At 64.0% G+C, this 15,911-nt stretch carries 13 protein-coding genes and 1 tRNA gene; 5 read left to right on the plus strand and 9 right to left on the minus strand.

Features of this window, described 5'->3' with window-relative positions; all coding sequences use genetic code 11:
- Nucleotides 1–395: 395 nt before the first annotated feature.
- Nucleotides 396–1,100 carry a lysophospholipid acyltransferase family protein gene (locus AC2FL1_RS10990; RefSeq protein ID WP_496829200.1) on the minus strand — a complete coding sequence of 235 codons (705 nt, stop codon included), beginning with the start codon at nt 1,098–1,100 and terminating at the stop codon, nt 396–398.
- A gap of 142 nt (nt 1,101–1,242) precedes the next feature.
- Between AC2FL1_RS10990 and AC2FL1_RS10995 the strand changes: the two genes are divergently transcribed.
- From AC2FL1_RS10995 to glpD, 3 genes are all read left to right on the plus strand, one after another.
- Nucleotides 1,243–1,318, plus strand: a tRNA-Trp gene (locus tag AC2FL1_RS10995).
- A 270-nt stretch (nt 1,319–1,588) separates the two neighbouring features.
- The gene (locus AC2FL1_RS11000; protein ID WP_496829198.1) at nt 1,589–2,362 is read left to right on the plus strand and encodes a DeoR/GlpR family DNA-binding transcription regulator; all 774 of its coding nucleotides are present in this window, start codon (nt 1,589–1,591) and stop codon (nt 2,360–2,362) included.
- Complete coding sequence (gene glpD, locus AC2FL1_RS11005) at nt 2,355–3,926, plus strand: glycerol-3-phosphate dehydrogenase (protein WP_496876944.1); 1,572 nt, start codon at nt 2,355–2,357, stop codon at nt 3,924–3,926. The genes AC2FL1_RS11000 and glpD overlap by 8 nt, the downstream gene beginning before the upstream one ends.
- Before the next feature lie 12 nt (nt 3,927–3,938).
- Here glpD and AC2FL1_RS11010 read toward each other — a convergent pair whose 3' ends face one another.
- From AC2FL1_RS11010 to AC2FL1_RS11045, 8 genes are all read right to left on the minus strand, one after another.
- On the minus strand, nt 3,939–4,916 hold the full coding sequence (locus AC2FL1_RS11010) for an alpha/beta hydrolase (protein ID WP_496829194.1): 978 nt from the start codon (nt 4,914–4,916) through the stop codon (nt 3,939–3,941).
- 13 nt (nt 4,917–4,929) lie between these two features.
- Nucleotides 4,930–6,399 carry a flavin-containing monooxygenase gene (locus AC2FL1_RS11015; protein ID WP_496876945.1) on the minus strand — a complete coding sequence of 490 codons (1,470 nt, stop codon included), beginning with the start codon at nt 6,397–6,399 and terminating at the stop codon, nt 4,930–4,932.
- Nucleotides 6,400–6,474: 75 nt separating this feature from the next.
- The gene (locus AC2FL1_RS11020; RefSeq protein WP_496876946.1) at nt 6,475–7,275 is read right to left on the minus strand and encodes a PaaX family transcriptional regulator C-terminal domain-containing protein; all 801 of its coding nucleotides are present in this window, start codon (nt 7,273–7,275) and stop codon (nt 6,475–6,477) included.
- Nucleotides 7,276–7,353: 78 nt separating this feature from the next.
- Nucleotides 7,354–9,375, minus strand: coding sequence for a phenylacetic acid degradation bifunctional protein PaaZ (paaZ, locus tag AC2FL1_RS11025; RefSeq protein WP_496876947.1), 2,022 nt, complete (start codon nt 9,373–9,375; stop codon nt 7,354–7,356).
- 156 nt (nt 9,376–9,531) lie between these two features.
- Complete coding sequence (locus AC2FL1_RS11030; protein ID WP_496876948.1) at nt 9,532–10,884, minus strand: TRAP transporter large permease; 1,353 nt, start codon at nt 10,882–10,884, stop codon at nt 9,532–9,534.
- Complete coding sequence (locus AC2FL1_RS11035) at nt 10,881–11,387, minus strand: TRAP transporter small permease (RefSeq protein ID WP_496876949.1); 507 nt, start codon at nt 11,385–11,387, stop codon at nt 10,881–10,883. The genes AC2FL1_RS11030 and AC2FL1_RS11035 overlap by 4 nt, the downstream gene beginning before the upstream one ends.
- 56 nt (nt 11,388–11,443) lie before the next feature.
- Nucleotides 11,444–12,463 (minus strand): TRAP transporter substrate-binding protein, encoded by a 1,020-nt coding sequence (locus AC2FL1_RS11040; protein WP_496876950.1) that lies wholly within the window; start codon nt 12,461–12,463, stop codon nt 11,444–11,446.
- Between the two features lie 71 nt (nt 12,464–12,534).
- Entirely contained in the window at nt 12,535–14,580 is a 2,046-nt protein-coding gene (locus AC2FL1_RS11045) for a 3-hydroxyacyl-CoA dehydrogenase NAD-binding domain-containing protein (RefSeq protein WP_496876951.1), read from the minus strand.
- A gap of 102 nt (nt 14,581–14,682) precedes the next feature.
- Here AC2FL1_RS11045 and paaG point away from each other — a divergent pair, with 102 nt between their 5' ends.
- On the plus strand, nt 14,683–15,468 hold the full coding sequence (gene paaG, locus AC2FL1_RS11050; protein ID WP_496876952.1) for a 2-(1,2-epoxy-1,2-dihydrophenyl)acetyl-CoA isomerase PaaG: 786 nt from the start codon (nt 14,683–14,685) through the stop codon (nt 15,466–15,468).
- Between the two features lie 2 nt (nt 15,469–15,470).
- Nucleotides 15,471–15,899, plus strand: a complete 429-nt coding sequence (paaI, locus tag AC2FL1_RS11055; protein ID WP_496876953.1) for a hydroxyphenylacetyl-CoA thioesterase PaaI — start codon at nt 15,471–15,473, stop codon at nt 15,897–15,899.
- The last annotated feature ends 12 nt before the right edge of the window (nt 15,900–15,911 follow it).

Genomic DNA, 15,911 nt, shown 5'->3' on the forward strand with positions numbered 1-15,911 from the left:
GCGCACAAGGGTGACAAACAGAAAAGGCCGCTCCCCCGGAGCGGCCTTTTTCATGTCCACAAACGATCCGACACCCGAGATTATTCGACGAATAATCTCGCAGCCCGCCACTCAGTACGCCGTTTTCGATCACGGTGAACTGGGTCACAGACAGAATCATTACGCTGGGTCAATCTGTCTGTGTAAATCAAGACAGGGAGTGAGACAAATGCCGTTCCTCAGCAAAACCAATCCCGCCAGGATTATTGAAGCCGTTTACCGGTCGATCGCCCTCTGCGCGATGATGCAGAATCGTGTGAACAAGCTGCACTGAGCTGTCGCAGCCTCGGCCGGATCGTTCTGCCATCGGAAATATGGGCCGGATCAGGCAGTTCCAAGGTCACACTATGCTTGGGTCAGGTCGACGGAGACCACGGTCTCCGCCCGACCATAAGGTCCGCTTCTTCCGTTATCTCGTTCATATGATGCTCAAGGCTCTGGCGCAGCGTCTCGATCTCTTCTTCCGATGCCTTGCGCGGCACCGGATCGTGCCATTCCCGGCACAAGAACACGCCTTCGTTGCGCCAGGGGCGCGGTAGCAGAAGCCGGTCCCAGCTACCCATCTCGCGTCCGTGCCGGACAGAATAGGTAATGCCGAACACCCGCTTTCCTGAACTGCGCGCCCAGATCAGCGGGACAGTGGACGAAACCCGTTCCGGCCCGCGCGGGCCGTCTGCTGCAATCCCGATGGAAATTCCGCCCTTCATCTTGCCCAGAACTTCGCGCGAGAGGGCCACATGGCGTTTGTGGCTGGACATGGCGATGGTATCCATACCGAAGAGTTTCTGCACCCGGCCCACCATGCTGCCTGCACGCGCGGCGGAAGTAATCGAACAGATCCGCCCTTTGTCGAGCGGAAAGAAATAGGGTGATTGCGCCAGACGCTGGTGCCAGAGCACCACGATCACCGGTTCCCCCGCAGCCGCCAATTGGTCCAGTTGCTCATAGCCGATCCGCTGCCATTTGGTGTTGCGATGTATCAGGCGGATATAGGATGCGATCCGTCGGGCAACCCAATTCAGCACTGCTTCGCTGTCGGCAATCTTCTTGCGCAGGCTCATGGCGCCTCCTTCGGTTTGGATCGCTTCTGTCATACCCGACGAGAGGCGCGGTGCAACGCCTTTCCCGGCTCTCTTTTTGCTCCTGCTTGTCGAAAAGGGGCTTGAGTCCGCCGCATCGGTGGCATATCTCCATCGCCACGATAGGGGTATAGCTCAGTTGGTAGAGCGACGGTCTCCAAAACCGTAGGTCGCGGGTTCGAACCCTGCTGCCCCTGCCACTTTCCGACATCTTCATTATTTTGCGACCCAGCGGTTCTGGTGTCACGCTGATTTCTCTGGTCAAACCTTGCGCGCGGCATGAAGAGGTATGCCGTTATGCTGGAACGTCTGTTCCGGCGTCGGTGGCAACCTTCTGTCGAGAGAATTGGCGCCTTGCGAAACTTCGAGTAATTGGTTTCAGAAATCGATAAACCGAAGAAAAATGAAAGCATAGTGAGTGACAGTTTTCTGTACCGGGTCTATAACGTCCGATACAGGAGGCACGAGTCATGGACGCGGAAGCAAGACAGCACGAGATATTGCAGAAGCTGCGCCAGCAGGAGCGGGTTGGGGTCGACGAACTCACCCAGGATTTCGGGGTCAGCAGTCAGACGGTGCGGGCCGATCTGCGCGATCTGCACGACCGCGGACTGCTCAAGCGAACCCATGGCGGCGCGGTGCGGGTCGAGACGGTGTCGAACCGCGAATACGGTGCGCGCCGGCAGCTGCACCGAGGGCAAAAGGCGGCGATGGGGGCGCTGGCGGCAACGCTGATCCCCGATGACAGCTCGGTCACCCTGAATATCGGAACCTCGACGGAACAGGTCGCCCGCGCGCTGGCCGGGCATCGCGGGCTGACGGTTCTGTCCAACAATATCAACATCATCAACCTGTTGATCGGCACGCCGTCCAAGGAACTGGTGCTGGTCGGCGGCGCGGTCCGGCAAAGCGATGGCGCCATCGTGGGCGAGGATGCGGTCGAGTTCATTTCGCGCTACAAGGTGGATTTTGCGGTCATCGGTGCCTCGGCGATGGATGCCGACGGCGCGATCCTGGATTTCGACGCGCGCGAGGTCTCGGTGGCCCGCGCCATACTGCGCAATGCGCGCAGTCGGATTCTGGTCTGTGACGGGTCCAAATTCGACATCGCCGCCCCGGTCCGGATCTGCGATCTGACCGAGCTTGATTACGTGGTGACCGACCGGGCACCACCGGCCGAGTTTCTGCGGCGTGCCGAAGAGGCAGAGACCGAAATTCTGATTGCGGAGTATACCGATGACTGAGACCGACAACCGGGTCTATGACCTCTTTGTCATTGGCGGCGGGATCAATGGCTGCGGCATCGCGCGTGATGCGGCGGGGCGGGGGCTGTCGGTGGCTTTGGCCGAGATGAAGGATCTGGCCTGGGCCACCTCATCGGCCTCGACCAAGTTGTTTCATGGCGGGCTGCGCTATCTTGAATATTTCGAGTTCCGGCTGGTGCGCGAGGCGCTGATCGAGCGCGAGACACTGCTGCGTGCGATGCCGCATATCAGCTGGCCGATGCGTTTCGTGCTGCCCTATCACCCGGATATGCGGTTCGAGAATGACACGCCCACCTCGCGGTTGTTGTCGACGGTAATGCCCTGGATGAAGGGACGCCGCCCGGCCTGGCTGATCCGGCTGGGCCTGTTCATGTATGACCACCTGGGCGGTCGCAAAATCCTGCCCGGCACCCGCACGCTGGACCTGAGCAGCGACCCGGCGGGGGCGCCGTTGCAGGACCGGTTTCGCAAGGCCTATGAATACTCTGACTGCTGGGTCGAGGATGCCCGCCTTGTCGTGCTGAACGCACGCGACGCGGCGGCGCGCGGGGCGCGGATCATGACGCGGACACGGGTGGTTTCGGCCACACGCGCCGCCGATCACTGGGCTGTTACCCTAGAGGATACGGTGACAGGCGAAACTCGCGAGCTCTGCGCGCGCGTGCTGGTCAATGCGGGTGGCCCTTGGGTCGGAGAGCTGATCCATGGCGCGCTGCGGCTCAACTCTTCGGAGCGGGTGAGGCTGGTGCGGGGCAGCCATATCGTGACCCGGCGGCTGTTCGATCATGACCGCTGTTATTTCTTTCAGGGCACTGATGGGCGGATCATATTCGCGATCCCCTACGAGGGAGAGTTTACCCTGATCGGTACCACCGATCAGGAGCATACGGACCCGGGCACAAGACCCAACTGTACCGAGGGTGAGCGGGATTATCTTCTGCGCTTCGCCTCTGACTATTTCAAGCAGCAACTGACGCCCGAGGATGTGGTCTGGACCTATTCCGGGGTACGCCCGCTTTATGATGACGGGGCCAGTTCGGCTACGGCGGCGACGCGCGACTACGTGCTCAAGGTCGATCAGACAGGTGGGGCGCCGGTACTCAACGTCTTTGGCGGCAAGATCACCACCTATCGGCGGCTGGCGGAATCGGCGCTGGACAAGATCGCGCCTTTCTTTCCGGGCCTCTCCGGGAAATGGACGGCGGGTGTTGCCCTGCCGGGCGGTGACTTCCCGGTGGACGGGGTGGCGGCCCTGACCGAGGGCCTGATGCGGCAATACCCGTTCCTGACGCAGGCCTGGGCCGCGCGGCTGGTGCGGGCCTATGGCACCGAGGCGGTAGAGATGCTCGGCAAGGCCGACAGCGCCGAGGCGCTGGGCGAGGATTTCGGCGCCACCATCACCGCGTGCGAGCTGGATTGGGCCGTGTCGCGGGAATGGGTGCGCAGTGCCGAGGACTTTCTGTGGCGCCGTACCAAGCTGGGTTTGCGGCTCACCCCGGAACAGGCGGCGCGGGTCGAAGCCCATATCGCGGCGCGGAGCTGACCCCGCGCCCGTTTATCCGCGCAGGGTGGCAGGCACCCGGGTCGAGATCGACACGCCGCGAATGAACTCTTCGCATTCCTCCGGCGCGGTAATCGGGAGCATATGGCCGCGTCCGGGCAACAGTTCGCATCGCAGGCCGAATTTCTTCATCGGAACACCATGTTGGGTGGGGAGCAGCACCGCGTCCTCGGCCCCGAACAGGATGGCACCGGGGACATCAAGTTCGCGATAGCGCTGTGCCTGTGCCGCTATGCTGGCATCTGCGCCCACCACGTCCTGGGATGCGGTGACAAAGGCCTGTGGCCTGAGCCCGAGCGCGCCACCGGCACGGTCCAGAAAATCTTCGGGGAAATCCTCGGGGGCAAAGACTTGGGTCAGGGTCTGCTCTGCGGTCCAGTTCGCCATCGGTACCGCGATGGTATGCCCGATCAAGTAGCGCAGCCGTTCGTTACGGATTTCCAGCGGGCGGAACACGGCTGGCGGGCCTGCCATGTGATGGGTGAGCGGACAGATCAGCGCCAGCCCGGCCACCTTTCGCGGGCGGTCCAGTGCCATGGCCAGCGCAATCGCGCCGCCCAGCGAATGACCGACCAGCACAGGATCCTTGACCCCCTTGGCATCAAGGAACTCTCCGATCATCCGGGCCTGTTCCGGTAACCCGGCCAAGGCTGCGCCGTCACGGGTGGAATAACCGCAGCCGGGCCGGTCCAGTGCGATGACGTGATGATCCTGTGCCAGTCGGTCAACCAGCGCATAGGTGAAATGCTGCAACTGCCCGGCCAGCCCGTGGATCAACACCAGTGTCTGTTTGGCCGGGTCGCCGGCCTCGACATAGTGGATGGTGCCGCCGGTCACCGGCTGCACCTCGCCGGCCTGCGGTACCAGCGCCGCGCCGCGCCGCGCCAGCGACCGCGTTCTGAGCCAGCCCAATCCCAGCATCACGCCAATCAGGGCAAAGGGCAGGCAGACGAGCAGAAGCAGGGTGGACATGGCAACTCCGGGATCAGGTATGCGACGGGGGCGAGGTTAGATATTGTTCCATCCCGGCGCCAGCCATGCGTTTGCGATATTCGCCTACCGTGCCGGGCCAAAGTGTGGTGTTGCGGCCGGTGCTGTCCTGATACCACGAAGAGCAGCCACCGGCCTGCCAGACCGAGTCCGTCAACCGCTCCTGCATCTCGGCTTCAAACGCGGCCTGCGCCTGTGGTTTCGGCGAGATCGTGGCGAGACGCTGTTTCTGCATGGCATCCAGCAGCCGTCCGATATGTTCGACCTGCGCCTCGATCATCAGCACGACCGAGTTGTGGCCCAACCCGGTATGGGGCCCGAGCAGGACAAAGAAGTTGGGAAAGCCTACGACCGAGGTGCCCAGATGCGCGGACATGCCCTCGGACCAGGCCTCGCGGATGGTCAGCCCGTCGGCGCCGGTGATGTCCAGACGTTCGGCGGCGTCGGTGACGTGGAACCCGGTGCCCCAGATCAGAACGTCGGCCTGAATCCGGGTGCCGTCGGTGGCGATCAGCGTGTCGCCCTCGATCCGCGCCACGCCATGGGGGATCACCTCGACATTTTTCCGGGCCAAGGCCGGGTACCAGTCGTTGGAACTGAGGATGCGCTTGCAGCCAATGCGATAGGGCGGTGTCAGCTTGGCCTGTTCTTCGGGGTCGGGGATGGCATCGGTCAGTGCCCTTTGCCACATGCGCATGGCGAAATCGACGGCCCTCGGCTTGCCGCGAAACACCGCGTGGCGGAACTCGAACACCGCATAGATCAGAGCGCGGCGGATACGTGGCAACAGCGGCAGGCGGGCATATAGCCGCCGTACCCAGGGAGCGATCGGCCCGTCCGGTCGGGGCAGGACATAAGGCGGCGTGCGCTGAAAGATGCTGACACGGGCGGCCTTGGGCGCGATTTCGGGCACGAATTGCACCGCCGAGGCGCCGGTGCCCACGACCGCAATCCGTTTGTCGGCCAGATCGACGCCATGATCCCATTGGGCCGAGTGGAAGGCCGGGCCGGGAAAGCTGTGGGCGCCCGGCAGTTCGGGGATGTTCGGCACATGCAGCGCGCCGATGGCCGAGACCAAGAACCGCGCCGACCAATGCTGCCCCTCGTCGGTTTCGACCTGCCAGCGCGCGCCGTCCCAACGCGCCGCGCGCAGGGTCTGGCCGAAATGGCAGAGGTCATAGAGGCTTTCGTCGCGTGCAACCTTTTGAAGATAGCTTTGTATCTCGCCGCCACCCGCATAGGCCGTGGACCAGCCCGGGTTCGGGTGGCTTGCCAGTGAATAGAGATGCGAGGGCACGTCGCAGGCGACACCGGGATAGGTGTTCTCGCGCCAGGTGCCGCCGATATCATCGGCCTTTTCCAGGATGTCGATCCGGGCAAGGCCGCGCTTGCGGGCCTCCATCGCCATGATCAGTCCGGAAAACCCTGCCCCAACGATGAGCATATCCGTTTCGCGTGTCGCCATTCTGTCCGGCCTCCGCTCCTTGCCTTGATCAAGTCTAGCGGATCCGCGTCGCAGGGACAGAGTCTTGTCGTGGGGTCAATCCGTGGTATTCAGATCGGCCAATCGGGGCAGGGGCAACGCGTCAAGCAGGGCAAAGACCTGTTCGCGGCAGGAAGGCCCGGTCCAGCCCTTGGGCTGGAAGGCCAGGGGCAAATCCGGGTGGCGCAGCGCCACCCGCCGCCAGCGATGCACCAGCAATGTCCGCAGCGTCGCCACCTGAACCGGTGTCAGAAACGCCGGTATGCCCGCCGCCCGCAACGCGGCACAGTCCTGTTGCAAGCTGTGACAGGCCGCCCCCAGATCTTCGGGAAAGAGCCGGGTCTGAAGCCAGCCGGGAACGGCACGCGCGGTGACTTCGAACCCGGCCAGATCGTCGCAATCGCCCGGCACCGGCCCCGACCCCAGCGCCACGGTGCGGCCTAGCCCGGTATAGGTATCGGTCAGCAACAGGTCGTTGAGCGTGTTCAGGCTGCCGCCATCCTCGGCGATCAGGATATGCCAGGTCTCGGGCAACTCAGGTGCGCGGGTATAGATGCGCGGTGTCACCCGGTCCGATTGCGTGCGGCCAAACTCGGACAGGTAATGGACCGAGCTGCGCCCCTCGCGGCTGCTTTCGATCCAGCCGTCCTTGCGCAGCCGGTGCAGGGCCACGCGCATCGCTTCGGGCTTGATACCCATCGGCTGGGTGATGCGGGTCAGTGCGCTGCCCGAGATCCGGTCGCCCTTGCGCCGGGCGAGATCACCGAACAACGAGACGATGATCGACCAGACCCGCTGGTTCTGCGGGTCGGTCAGCCGGGTGACGGCCGTGTCAAACCAAGAGGTATCTCGTATCATGCAGACAGTCTAAGTCGCCCGGACATAAATGAGAATCGCTTTCTGGCCCCCGGCAGCCATGGCCGGGGGCCAGTGCATTCAATAGGCGTTCATGGTCAGCAGCTCGTATTCCGCGACCATCTCGTCATCCTGGTTGGTCAGCGTCACATGCCAGCGGACCTCGCCGTATTCGTCGGTGCGGCGGGTCTTTTTCTTGACTGTCAGGCGCACCTTGATGCTGTCCCCGGCCGAAACCGGCTTCATGAAGCGCAGGCCGTCCAGCCCGGTATTGGCCAGTACCGGCCCCTCGTTCGGCTCGACGAACAGACCGGCGGCGAAGCTGAGCAACAGATAGCCATGCGCCACCCGGCCCGGGAAGAACGGATTCCGCTTGGCGGCGGCGTCATCCATATGGGCATAGAAGGTGTCGCCGGTGAAATGGGCGAAATGTTCGATATCGTCCATGGTGACGGTGCGCGAGGCGGTGTTTAGCGTCTCGCCAATCGACAGTTCGTCATAGCGGCGGGTAAAGGGATGCGCGGGGCCTGCGACCTCGGTCGCGCCGGGCACCCATTTGCCGCCGATCCGGGCCAGCATCTCGGGCGAGCCCTGCACTGCGGTGCGCTGCATGTAATGTTTCACGCCACGCACGCCGCCCATCTCCTCGCCACCGCCGGCGCGGCCCGGGCCACCATGCACCATGTGGGGCAGGGGTGAGCCGTGACCGGTCGATTCCTTCATCGAGTCGCGGTTGTTGATGTAGATGCGCCCGTGAAAGGCGCCCGCGCCCATCACCACATCGCGCGCCACATCGGCGTCATGTGTGATCAGCGAGGTTACCAGCGAGCCGCCGCCGCGATTGGCCAGCGCCACCGCGTGATCCATGTCGCGATAGCCCATGACGGTCGAGACCGGGCCGAATGCCTCGGTATCGTGCACGCGCTGGGCGCGGTCGGGGTCGGCGCAGTGGAACAGCATCGGCGGCACAAAGGCGCCGTTGGCCAGATCGCCGGACAGGCCGGGATCCATGGTGAAGACCTGTTCTGCCTCTTGCCCGATGATCGCGGCCTTGGCCAGCACATCGGCCTTTTGCCCGCCCGAGACCAGCGCGCCCATGCGGGTTGCCTCGTCACGCGGGTCGCCGATCACGGTCTTTGCGAGGCGCGCACTCAGCGCCTCGATCACCGCCTCGACACGCGGCTGGGGCGCGATGATGCGGCGGATCGCGGTGCATTTCTGCCCCGCCTTGGTGGTCATCTCGCGCGCGACCTCCTTGATGAACAGGTCGAATTCGGGCGTGCCGGGTTCCGCATCGGGGCCAAGGATCGAGGCGTTCAGACTGTCCTGTTCGGCCACGAAACGCACCGCGTTTTGCAGGATCACCGGGTTCGAGCGCAGTTTCAGCGCGGTATCGGCGGAGCCGGTGAAGCTGACCACATCCTGGCAGTTCAGATGATCCAACATGTCGCCAAGGCCGCCCGACACCAGTTGCAGGGCGCCTGCGGGCAGAATGTCGGCCTCCAGCATGATGCGCACTGCCAGTTCGGTGACATAGCAGCTGTTGGTCGCGGGTTTCACGATAGAGGGGACACCGGCCAAGAGGGTGGGGGCCAGCTTTTCCAGCATGCCCCAGACAGGGAAGTTGAAGGCGTTGATATGCACCGCGACCCCTTGCAGCGGGGTGCAGACGTGCTGGCCCAGGAAGGTGCCGTTGCGGCTCAGCTGTTCCACCTCGCCGTCCAGATAGATCTGGCCGTCCGGCATCTCGCGCCGGCCTTTGGAGGCGAAGACGAACATGGTGCCGATGCCGCCGTCGATGTCGATCAGGTGGTCGGACTGGGTGGCGCCGGTGTCGAAACTGGCGGCGTACAGTTCGGCCTTGCGGGCGTTCAGCGCCTGACCCAGCGCCTTGATCATGCGGGCGCGGTCATGGAACCCTAGCTTGCGCAGGGCGGGGCCGCCGGTGTTGCGGGCATGATCGAGCATCGCCAGCACGTCGAGCGCGTCATTGCCTGCGCTGGCGATCGGTGCACCGTTGATGGCCGAGGCGATGGTGCGGGCGCCTGCGCCGGGTGCGACCCACTGGCCGGCGGCAAAGCTGGAAATCTGTTGAAGGGCCATGGCAGTCTCCTGTTCCTGTCGCCCGCCAGTCTAACCGGTTCAGGGCGCAAATTGTGAAGGATGGTATTCGCGACCGAACGGTCGGTCAATAAAATTCCAACATAGTGACGCACACAAACGAAAACCGCCGGACCTTTCGGCCCGGCGGATCACGTGTCAGTGACCCATCGCGCCCATCTGCTGGGGTAGGTAGAGCACCACTACCGGCACCAGCACGATCAGTGCCAGCCGGAAGATGTCGGCGATCCAGAACGGCGTCACCCCGCGAAAGATCGTGCCGGTCGAGACGTCGCCTACCACGCCCTTGAGGATGAACACATTGAGGCCCACGGGTGGCGTGATCAGGCTGATCTCGGTCACCACCACCACGACGATACCGAACCAGATCGGATCGTATCCCAGCGAGGTGACCAGCGGAAAGAAGATCGGCACGGTCAGCAGCAGCATCGACAGCGATTCGAACACGCAGCCCAGGATGATGTAGATGCCGAGGATCATCAGGATTACCACAAAGGGCGCCACATCATAGGCGGTGACCATGGCGATCAGCGCCTCGGGTAGGCCAGCGAGGTTGATGAAGTTGGAAAACACCTGCGCCCCGATCAGCACCGAAAAGAGGGATGCGGCGGTAAAGCTGGTCTCTTTCAGCACCTCGAAGGTGGAGCCAACCGTCAGCCCACCCCGGAAAAGCGCGATCAGAAAGGCGCCCGCCGCGCCCATGCCCGCCGCCTCGGTCGGTGAAAAGGTCAGATTCAGCGGGTGAAAGTCGAAGGCGCCATACAGCCCGCCGATCACCAGGAAGAACAGCAAGAGCACCGCCCAGACCGAACCCAGCGCGCGCACCCGTTCGCCCCAGCCCGCACGTTCACCTGCGGGGCCCGCCGCGGGATTGCGCCACACGGTCCAGCGCACGGCAAAGAGGTAGAACAATATGCCCAGGATACCCGGAATGATCCCCGCCATGAACAGCTTGCCGATCGAGGTTTCGGTCAACAACCCATAAATCACCAGAATGACCGAAGGCGGGATCAGGATGCCCAGCGTGCCCCCCGCCGCGATGGACGCGGTCGACAGCTCGTCGGTATAGCCGTAACGGCGCATTTCCGGCATCGCGACCTTGGACATGGTGGCCGCCGTTGCCAGGGACGAGCCGCAGATGGCCGAGAAGCCACCACAGGCGGCAACCGTTGCCATGGCGATGCCACCCCGGAAATGGCCCAGGAATGCGTTCGACACCGCATAAAGCTCGCGCGCCATGCCGCCCTTGTTGACGAAAAGCCCCATCAGGATGAACAGCGGCACCACGCTCAGGCCGTAATCCTGCGCGGTATCCATCACCTGACGGCCCACCATGGACATCGCAGCCTTGAGCCCGCGTTCATCCAGGATCGAACCGCCCCGCTCGTAGGCAAAGCCCAGCGTGCCGACGAGACCCATGGCAAAGACGATGGGCAGGCGCAGCAGCACCAGCACCAGGACAAGTGCAAAACCGATCAGTGCGGCAGTCATTTCAGGGCCTCCGAAAGCAGGCGGGGAGCGAAGAGATGCAAGAGGCCGGTGATGACCAGCGCCACCGCGCTGATGCCCACGGAAATGGCGATGAACCAGCCCACGATATAGGTCGGGATCGCCAGATACTCGGTCACGTCGCCATAGTCGCGCGAGCGTTCGGCCAGGATCCAGACGCGGCTCATCGGCCAGTAGAGCATGATGCCGCTGACCAGATGGATCAGCCCGTCACGGATACGGTCCAGCCGCAGGCGGTGAAACAGGCCATCGGTCAGGTCGACGGCGATCTGGCCATTGGTGACCGAGATGATGGGAAGGACCGAGAACACCAGCACCGCCATCAGGATGCGGGTCAGTTCGGTCGCGGCCTCGATGGGCGCGTTCAGGACGGATCTGAGGATCACGTCGCAGAAGGTCATCACCATCAGGACAAAGAGGGCAAGGCAGGCCACCAACACAGGCGCAAAGCTGGCGTGGCGGGCAAGCCGGATCAGGGACGTCATGGGTTCCTCCGGCGGGCTGGCTGGGGCGGCGAAACACGCCGCCCCGGTGAAAAGGCTCAGTTGGCGGCCATTTCCGATTTGATCAGGTCATAGGCGGCCTGGGCGTCGATCCCGGCGGCGGCGACCTCGGCAATCACCTTCTCGCGCACATCGGCGGCGATGGCGGAGAATTTCTCAAGATCGGCGGCCGAGGCGGCGTTGATTGCGTTGCCTTCGGTGGCCTCGGTCTCGGTCCGCCCGATGGCGTCGATCTCGTCCCAGATCTTGCCGATCTCGCGGCTCAGCGGCTCGCCGAACACCTTTTCTTCCAGTGCCTGCTGGATGTCCTCGGGCAGGTCGGCAAAGCTGTCTTCGTTCATGATGAAGGCGAAGGAGCCGCGATAGAGGCCACCGGGCATCTCATAGACGTTCTGGGCAACCTCGGTCAGCTTGAAGCCCTTGCGCGATTCAAACGGCATCACCACGCCATCGGCAGCCTTGGAGGCGAGCGTTTCATAGACCTTGGGGGCCGGAACCTGGATGCCGGTGGCGCCCAGGGCGGTGCCCACATCGCCGCCGACACCGCCGGGGATGCGCACCTTGAGGCCCGCGATCTGCGCCATGTCGGTAACCGGAGCGGTCGAGTGCAACTGTGCGGGGCCATGGGTGTGCAGCGCGATCAGCTTGACGCCGCGATGCTCGTCGGCCTTGCTCAGATACTGGTCATAGGCACGCCAATAGGCGACCGAAGCGGCCTCGGCCGAACCTTCGTAGCCCGGCAGTTCGATCAGCTTGGTGGTGACAAAGCGGCCCGGCTGGTAGCCGTGGAAGATGATCGACAGATCGGCGGCGCCGTCCTGGATCAGGTCCATCTGCGCGGGGGGCGGGGCGATGCCCAGTTTCAGTTCGGCAGTGACCTGACCGTCGGTGGCCTCTTCGACCATTTCGACGAATTTGGGCCACATCATCGCGTTGATGCCATGGGTCGGGGGCGCCCAGCTGGAGATGGTCAGCGTGTAATCCGCCGCCATCGCGATGGTGCCGCTGACGGCCATCGCCGCCGAGGCCAAAAGGGTGCTGATTTTGGTCAGTTTCATGGGTTTTACTCCTCCCTGAAAACGTGAGTCGAGAATGCGTTAATGGTCCTTTTTGTAACCATCAACGGCGGTTAAATTTCTGCAGAGGGGTTTCCCCCTGTCGCCAAAATCCACGAGCCGGGGCTTTCGTTGGCGACCAATTCCATGATTTTCATGATTTTTTTCCAGCCCTGCCGTTGGGCCAGATGCATCGGCCCGCCCCGGTGCCGGGGAAAGCCGTATCCGTGCAGTTGCACCATATCGACATCCTCGGCGCGCTCGGCGATGCCCTCGGAGACGATTCGCGCGCCTTCGTTGGCGAGCACCGCCAGCAGGCGCTGGGCGATCTCTTCGGCGTTGAACGGGCGACGGGTGATGCCTCGTTTGGCGGAGTAGTCGACGATCAGCGCCTCGACCTCGGGGTCGCGTTCCGGAGAGCGCGATCCTTCGGCATAGCCGTACCAGCCCTTGCCGCTGCGCTGGCCCAGACGATCCATCTCGCAGAGCGTATCGGCGATGCGCTCATAGCGTTCGGCGGGGTCGCGGGTGGCGGTCTGACGTTTGCGGTTGGCCCAGGCGATCTGCAACCCGGTCAGGTCCTGCAACTCGAACGGACCCATTGGCAGTCCCTCGGCCCGCATCGCGGCGTCCACCTCATGCGGCAGGGCACCGTCGGCCAGCAGGTATTCCGCCTCGCGCCGATAGGCGGCCAGCATCCGGTTGCCTATGAACCCGTCGCAGATGCCCGACAGGACCGAGACCTTGCGCAGCCGCTTGCCGAGCGCAAAGCCGGTGGCCAGCACCTCGGGCGCGGTATCGGGGGTGTGCACGATTTCGAGCAGCTTCATCACATGCGCGGGGCTGAAGAAATGCAGGCCCAGGCAGCGCCCCGGGTTCGCGATACCGGCAAAGATCAGCTGCGGATCGAGGTAGGAGGTATTGGTGGCCAGAATGGCATCGGGTCGCATCACGGCGGCCAGATCAGCAAAGACTGCGCGCTTGACGTCCAGATCCTCGAACACCGCTTCGATGGCCAGATCAGCATCAGATGCACCGACATAGGTGTCGGTGGTGCTGAGCCGCGTCAGCATGTCGGCCTCGGCGCTGGGGCTGATCTTGCCGCGCTTGACGCCCGCCGCGACCAGCTCGGCAACCCGCTCCTGCGCCGCCTGTGCCGCCGCCGCGTCGCGCTCGATGACGGTGACGGACAGTCCACCGCCAAGACAGGCCATGGCGATGCCGGCGCCCATCAGTCCGCCGCCGACAAGGGCAACGCGGGTCAGTTCGCGCGGGGCGACCCCGGCGATGGCGTCGGGCCGGGCGACAAGACGCTCGGCAAAGAAGGCATAGCGCAGGGCGCGGCTTTCCTCGGATTTGCGCAGGTCCAGATGCAGGGCGCGTTCGCGCGGCTGGCCCTGGTCAAAGGGCAGGGCCGCCCATTGCAGCGCTTCCAGATTGTGCAGCGGCGCGGCGCGGCCCTTGGCCGCCTTGGTCAGGGCGCGTTTGGCCTCGGTTAGCGCCTCAGGGTCCAGCGCCTGCACCTGCCGCAGCCGGGTCTTTTCCGGGCGAGGCGGCAGGCCCTTGGCAAAGCCCTGTGCGGCAGCCCGCAAATCGCCCTCGGCAACCTGGTCGAGGCCCCCCAGCGCCAGCATTTGTGTCGCATCCAGCATCTTGCCGGAACAGGCCATGTCGATGGCCGCCCGCATGCCGATCAGGCGCGGCGCGCGTTGGGTGCCGCCCGCGCCGGGGATCAGGCCCACATTGACCTCGGGCAGGCCAAACTTGGTGCCCGGCGCGGCGATGCGCCAGGCGCAGGCCAGCGCGATTTCGAACCCGCCGCCCAGGACGGTGCCATGCATCGCCGCGACAAAGGGTGTTTCGCTGTCCTCGATCATCTGCACCACGTCGGGCAGATGCGGTTCCTCGGCGGGGCGGTCGAACTCGGTCATGTCACCGCCTGCGACAAAGGTGCGGCCGGCGCAGGTCAGGATCGCGACGCGGGCGCCCTGCACCTCGGCCACCGCACGGGCCAGCCCGGCACGCACCGGCGTCGAGGTCGCGTTGACCGGCGGGCTGTCGATCTCGACCCAGGCGATATCGCCTTCGCGCCTTACCGTAACCACCTCGTTTTCGCCCATCGCTCCGCCTCCACCGGTCGAGAATCAATTGCGAAGAATTTATTGACCAACCGTTCGGTTTATGCAAGATGGTTGTTGAAACATTCGCAAAGCGGGGCGGAGATGAGCGATACGATTCTTGCGCAAGATCATGGGAACTGGGTGGAAATCACGCTGAACCGCCCGGATCGGCTGAACAGCTTCACCGACGAGATGCATCTGGCCCTGCGCGCCGCGCTTGAAGGCGCGCGCGACAATGGCGCCCGCGCGGTGCTGCTCACCGGGGCAGGGCGCGGGTTCTGCGCGGGTCAGGATCTGGGCGACCGCGATCCGTCGAAAATGGATGGCCCGCCCGACCTGGGCTATACCGTGCGTACCTTCTATGCGCCTTTGGTGCGGCTCATCCGCTCGCTCGATTTCCCGGTGATCTGCGCCGTCAATGGCGTGGCCGCGGGCGCGGGGGCCAATATCGCGCTGGCCTGCGATATCGTGCTGGCGGGCGAAAGCGCCAAGTTCATCCAGTCCTTTGCCAAGGTGGGGCTGATCCCCGATACCGGCGGTTCTTGGCACCTGCCGCGCCTGTTGGGCGAGGCGCGCGCCAAGGGGCTGGCGCTGACCGCGCAACCCCTGCCCGCGAAACAGGCCGAGGACTGGGGCCTGATCTGGCAGGCGCTGCCCGACGACCAGTTGATGACCGAGGCCCGCGCCATGGCGGAACAATTCGCCAATGGTCCGACGCTGGGCTTTGGTCTGACCAAACGCTGCATTCAGGCGGCCTGTGTCGACACGCTCGAAGATCATCTTGAACTCGAGGCCGATGCCATGAAAACCTGTGGCGAAAGCGCCGATTATGCCGAGGGCGTCAGTGCCTTTCTGGAAAAGCGCGCACCAAGGTTTCAGGGTAAGTGAGCATGACACCAAAAGAACGGGCGGAACGGTCGGCTGCGGCCATGTGGTCGGACGACAACGCCTCGAAATGGGCGGGGATGGAGATTACCCGCGTCGACGAGGGGCTGGCGGTGCTGGAACTGACCGTCGCAGCGCACCATTGCAACGGGCATGGCATCTGCCATGGCGGCGTGACCTTCATGCTGGCCGACAGCGCATTCGCCTTTGCCTGCAACAGCCGCAACCAGTCGACCGTCGCCCAGCATAACGTGATCAGCTATATCGCGCCGGGCCAATTGGGCGACCGGCTGACCGCCACCGCGACCGAGGTCAGCCTGACCGGGCGCAGCGGGATTTACGACGTGAAAGTGACCAATCAGGACGGCCGCACCATCGCCGAGTTTCGGGGCATGTCCCGGGCGATCAAGGGCCACCTGTTCGACGAGGACTAAGGCGAGGAGGAC

The sequence above is a fragment of the Ruegeria sp. YKSF070 genome, assembly GCF_059612725.1.

Bases quoted from the DNA above. Each gene is read 5' to 3' on its own strand.
- AC2FL1_RS10990 (WP_496829200.1), bottom strand. From the start codon at position 1,100: ATGAGCCTGCGCAAGAAGATTGCCGACAGCGAAGCAGTGCTGAATTGG.
- AC2FL1_RS11000 (WP_496829198.1), top strand. From the start codon at position 1,589: ATGGACGCGGAAGCAAGACAGCACGAGATATTGCAGAAGCTGCGCCAG.
- glpD (WP_496876944.1), top strand. From the start codon at position 2,355: ATGACTGAGACCGACAACCGGGTCTATGACCTCTTTGTCATTGGCGGC.
- AC2FL1_RS11010 (WP_496829194.1), bottom strand. From the start codon at position 4,916: ATGTCCACCCTGCTTCTGCTCGTCTGCCTGCCCTTTGCCCTGATTGGC.
- AC2FL1_RS11015 (WP_496876945.1), bottom strand. From the start codon at position 6,399: ATGGCGACACGCGAAACGGATATGCTCATCGTTGGGGCAGGGTTTTCC.
- AC2FL1_RS11020 (WP_496876946.1), bottom strand. From the start codon at position 7,275: ATGATACGAGATACCTCTTGGTTTGACACGGCCGTCACCCGGCTGACC.
- paaZ (WP_496876947.1), bottom strand. From the start codon at position 9,375: ATGGCCCTTCAACAGATTTCCAGCTTTGCCGCCGGCCAGTGGGTCGCA.
- AC2FL1_RS11030 (WP_496876948.1), bottom strand. From the start codon at position 10,884: ATGACTGCCGCACTGATCGGTTTTGCACTTGTCCTGGTGCTGGTGCTG.
- AC2FL1_RS11035 (WP_496876949.1), bottom strand. From the start codon at position 11,387: ATGACGTCCCTGATCCGGCTTGCCCGCCACGCCAGCTTTGCGCCTGTG.
- AC2FL1_RS11040 (WP_496876950.1), bottom strand. From the start codon at position 12,463: ATGAAACTGACCAAAATCAGCACCCTTTTGGCCTCGGCGGCGATGGCC.
- AC2FL1_RS11045 (WP_496876951.1), bottom strand. From the start codon at position 14,580: ATGGGCGAAAACGAGGTGGTTACGGTAAGGCGCGAAGGCGATATCGCC.
- paaG (WP_496876952.1), top strand. From the start codon at position 14,683: ATGAGCGATACGATTCTTGCGCAAGATCATGGGAACTGGGTGGAAATC.
- paaI (WP_496876953.1), top strand. From the start codon at position 15,471: ATGACACCAAAAGAACGGGCGGAACGGTCGGCTGCGGCCATGTGGTCG.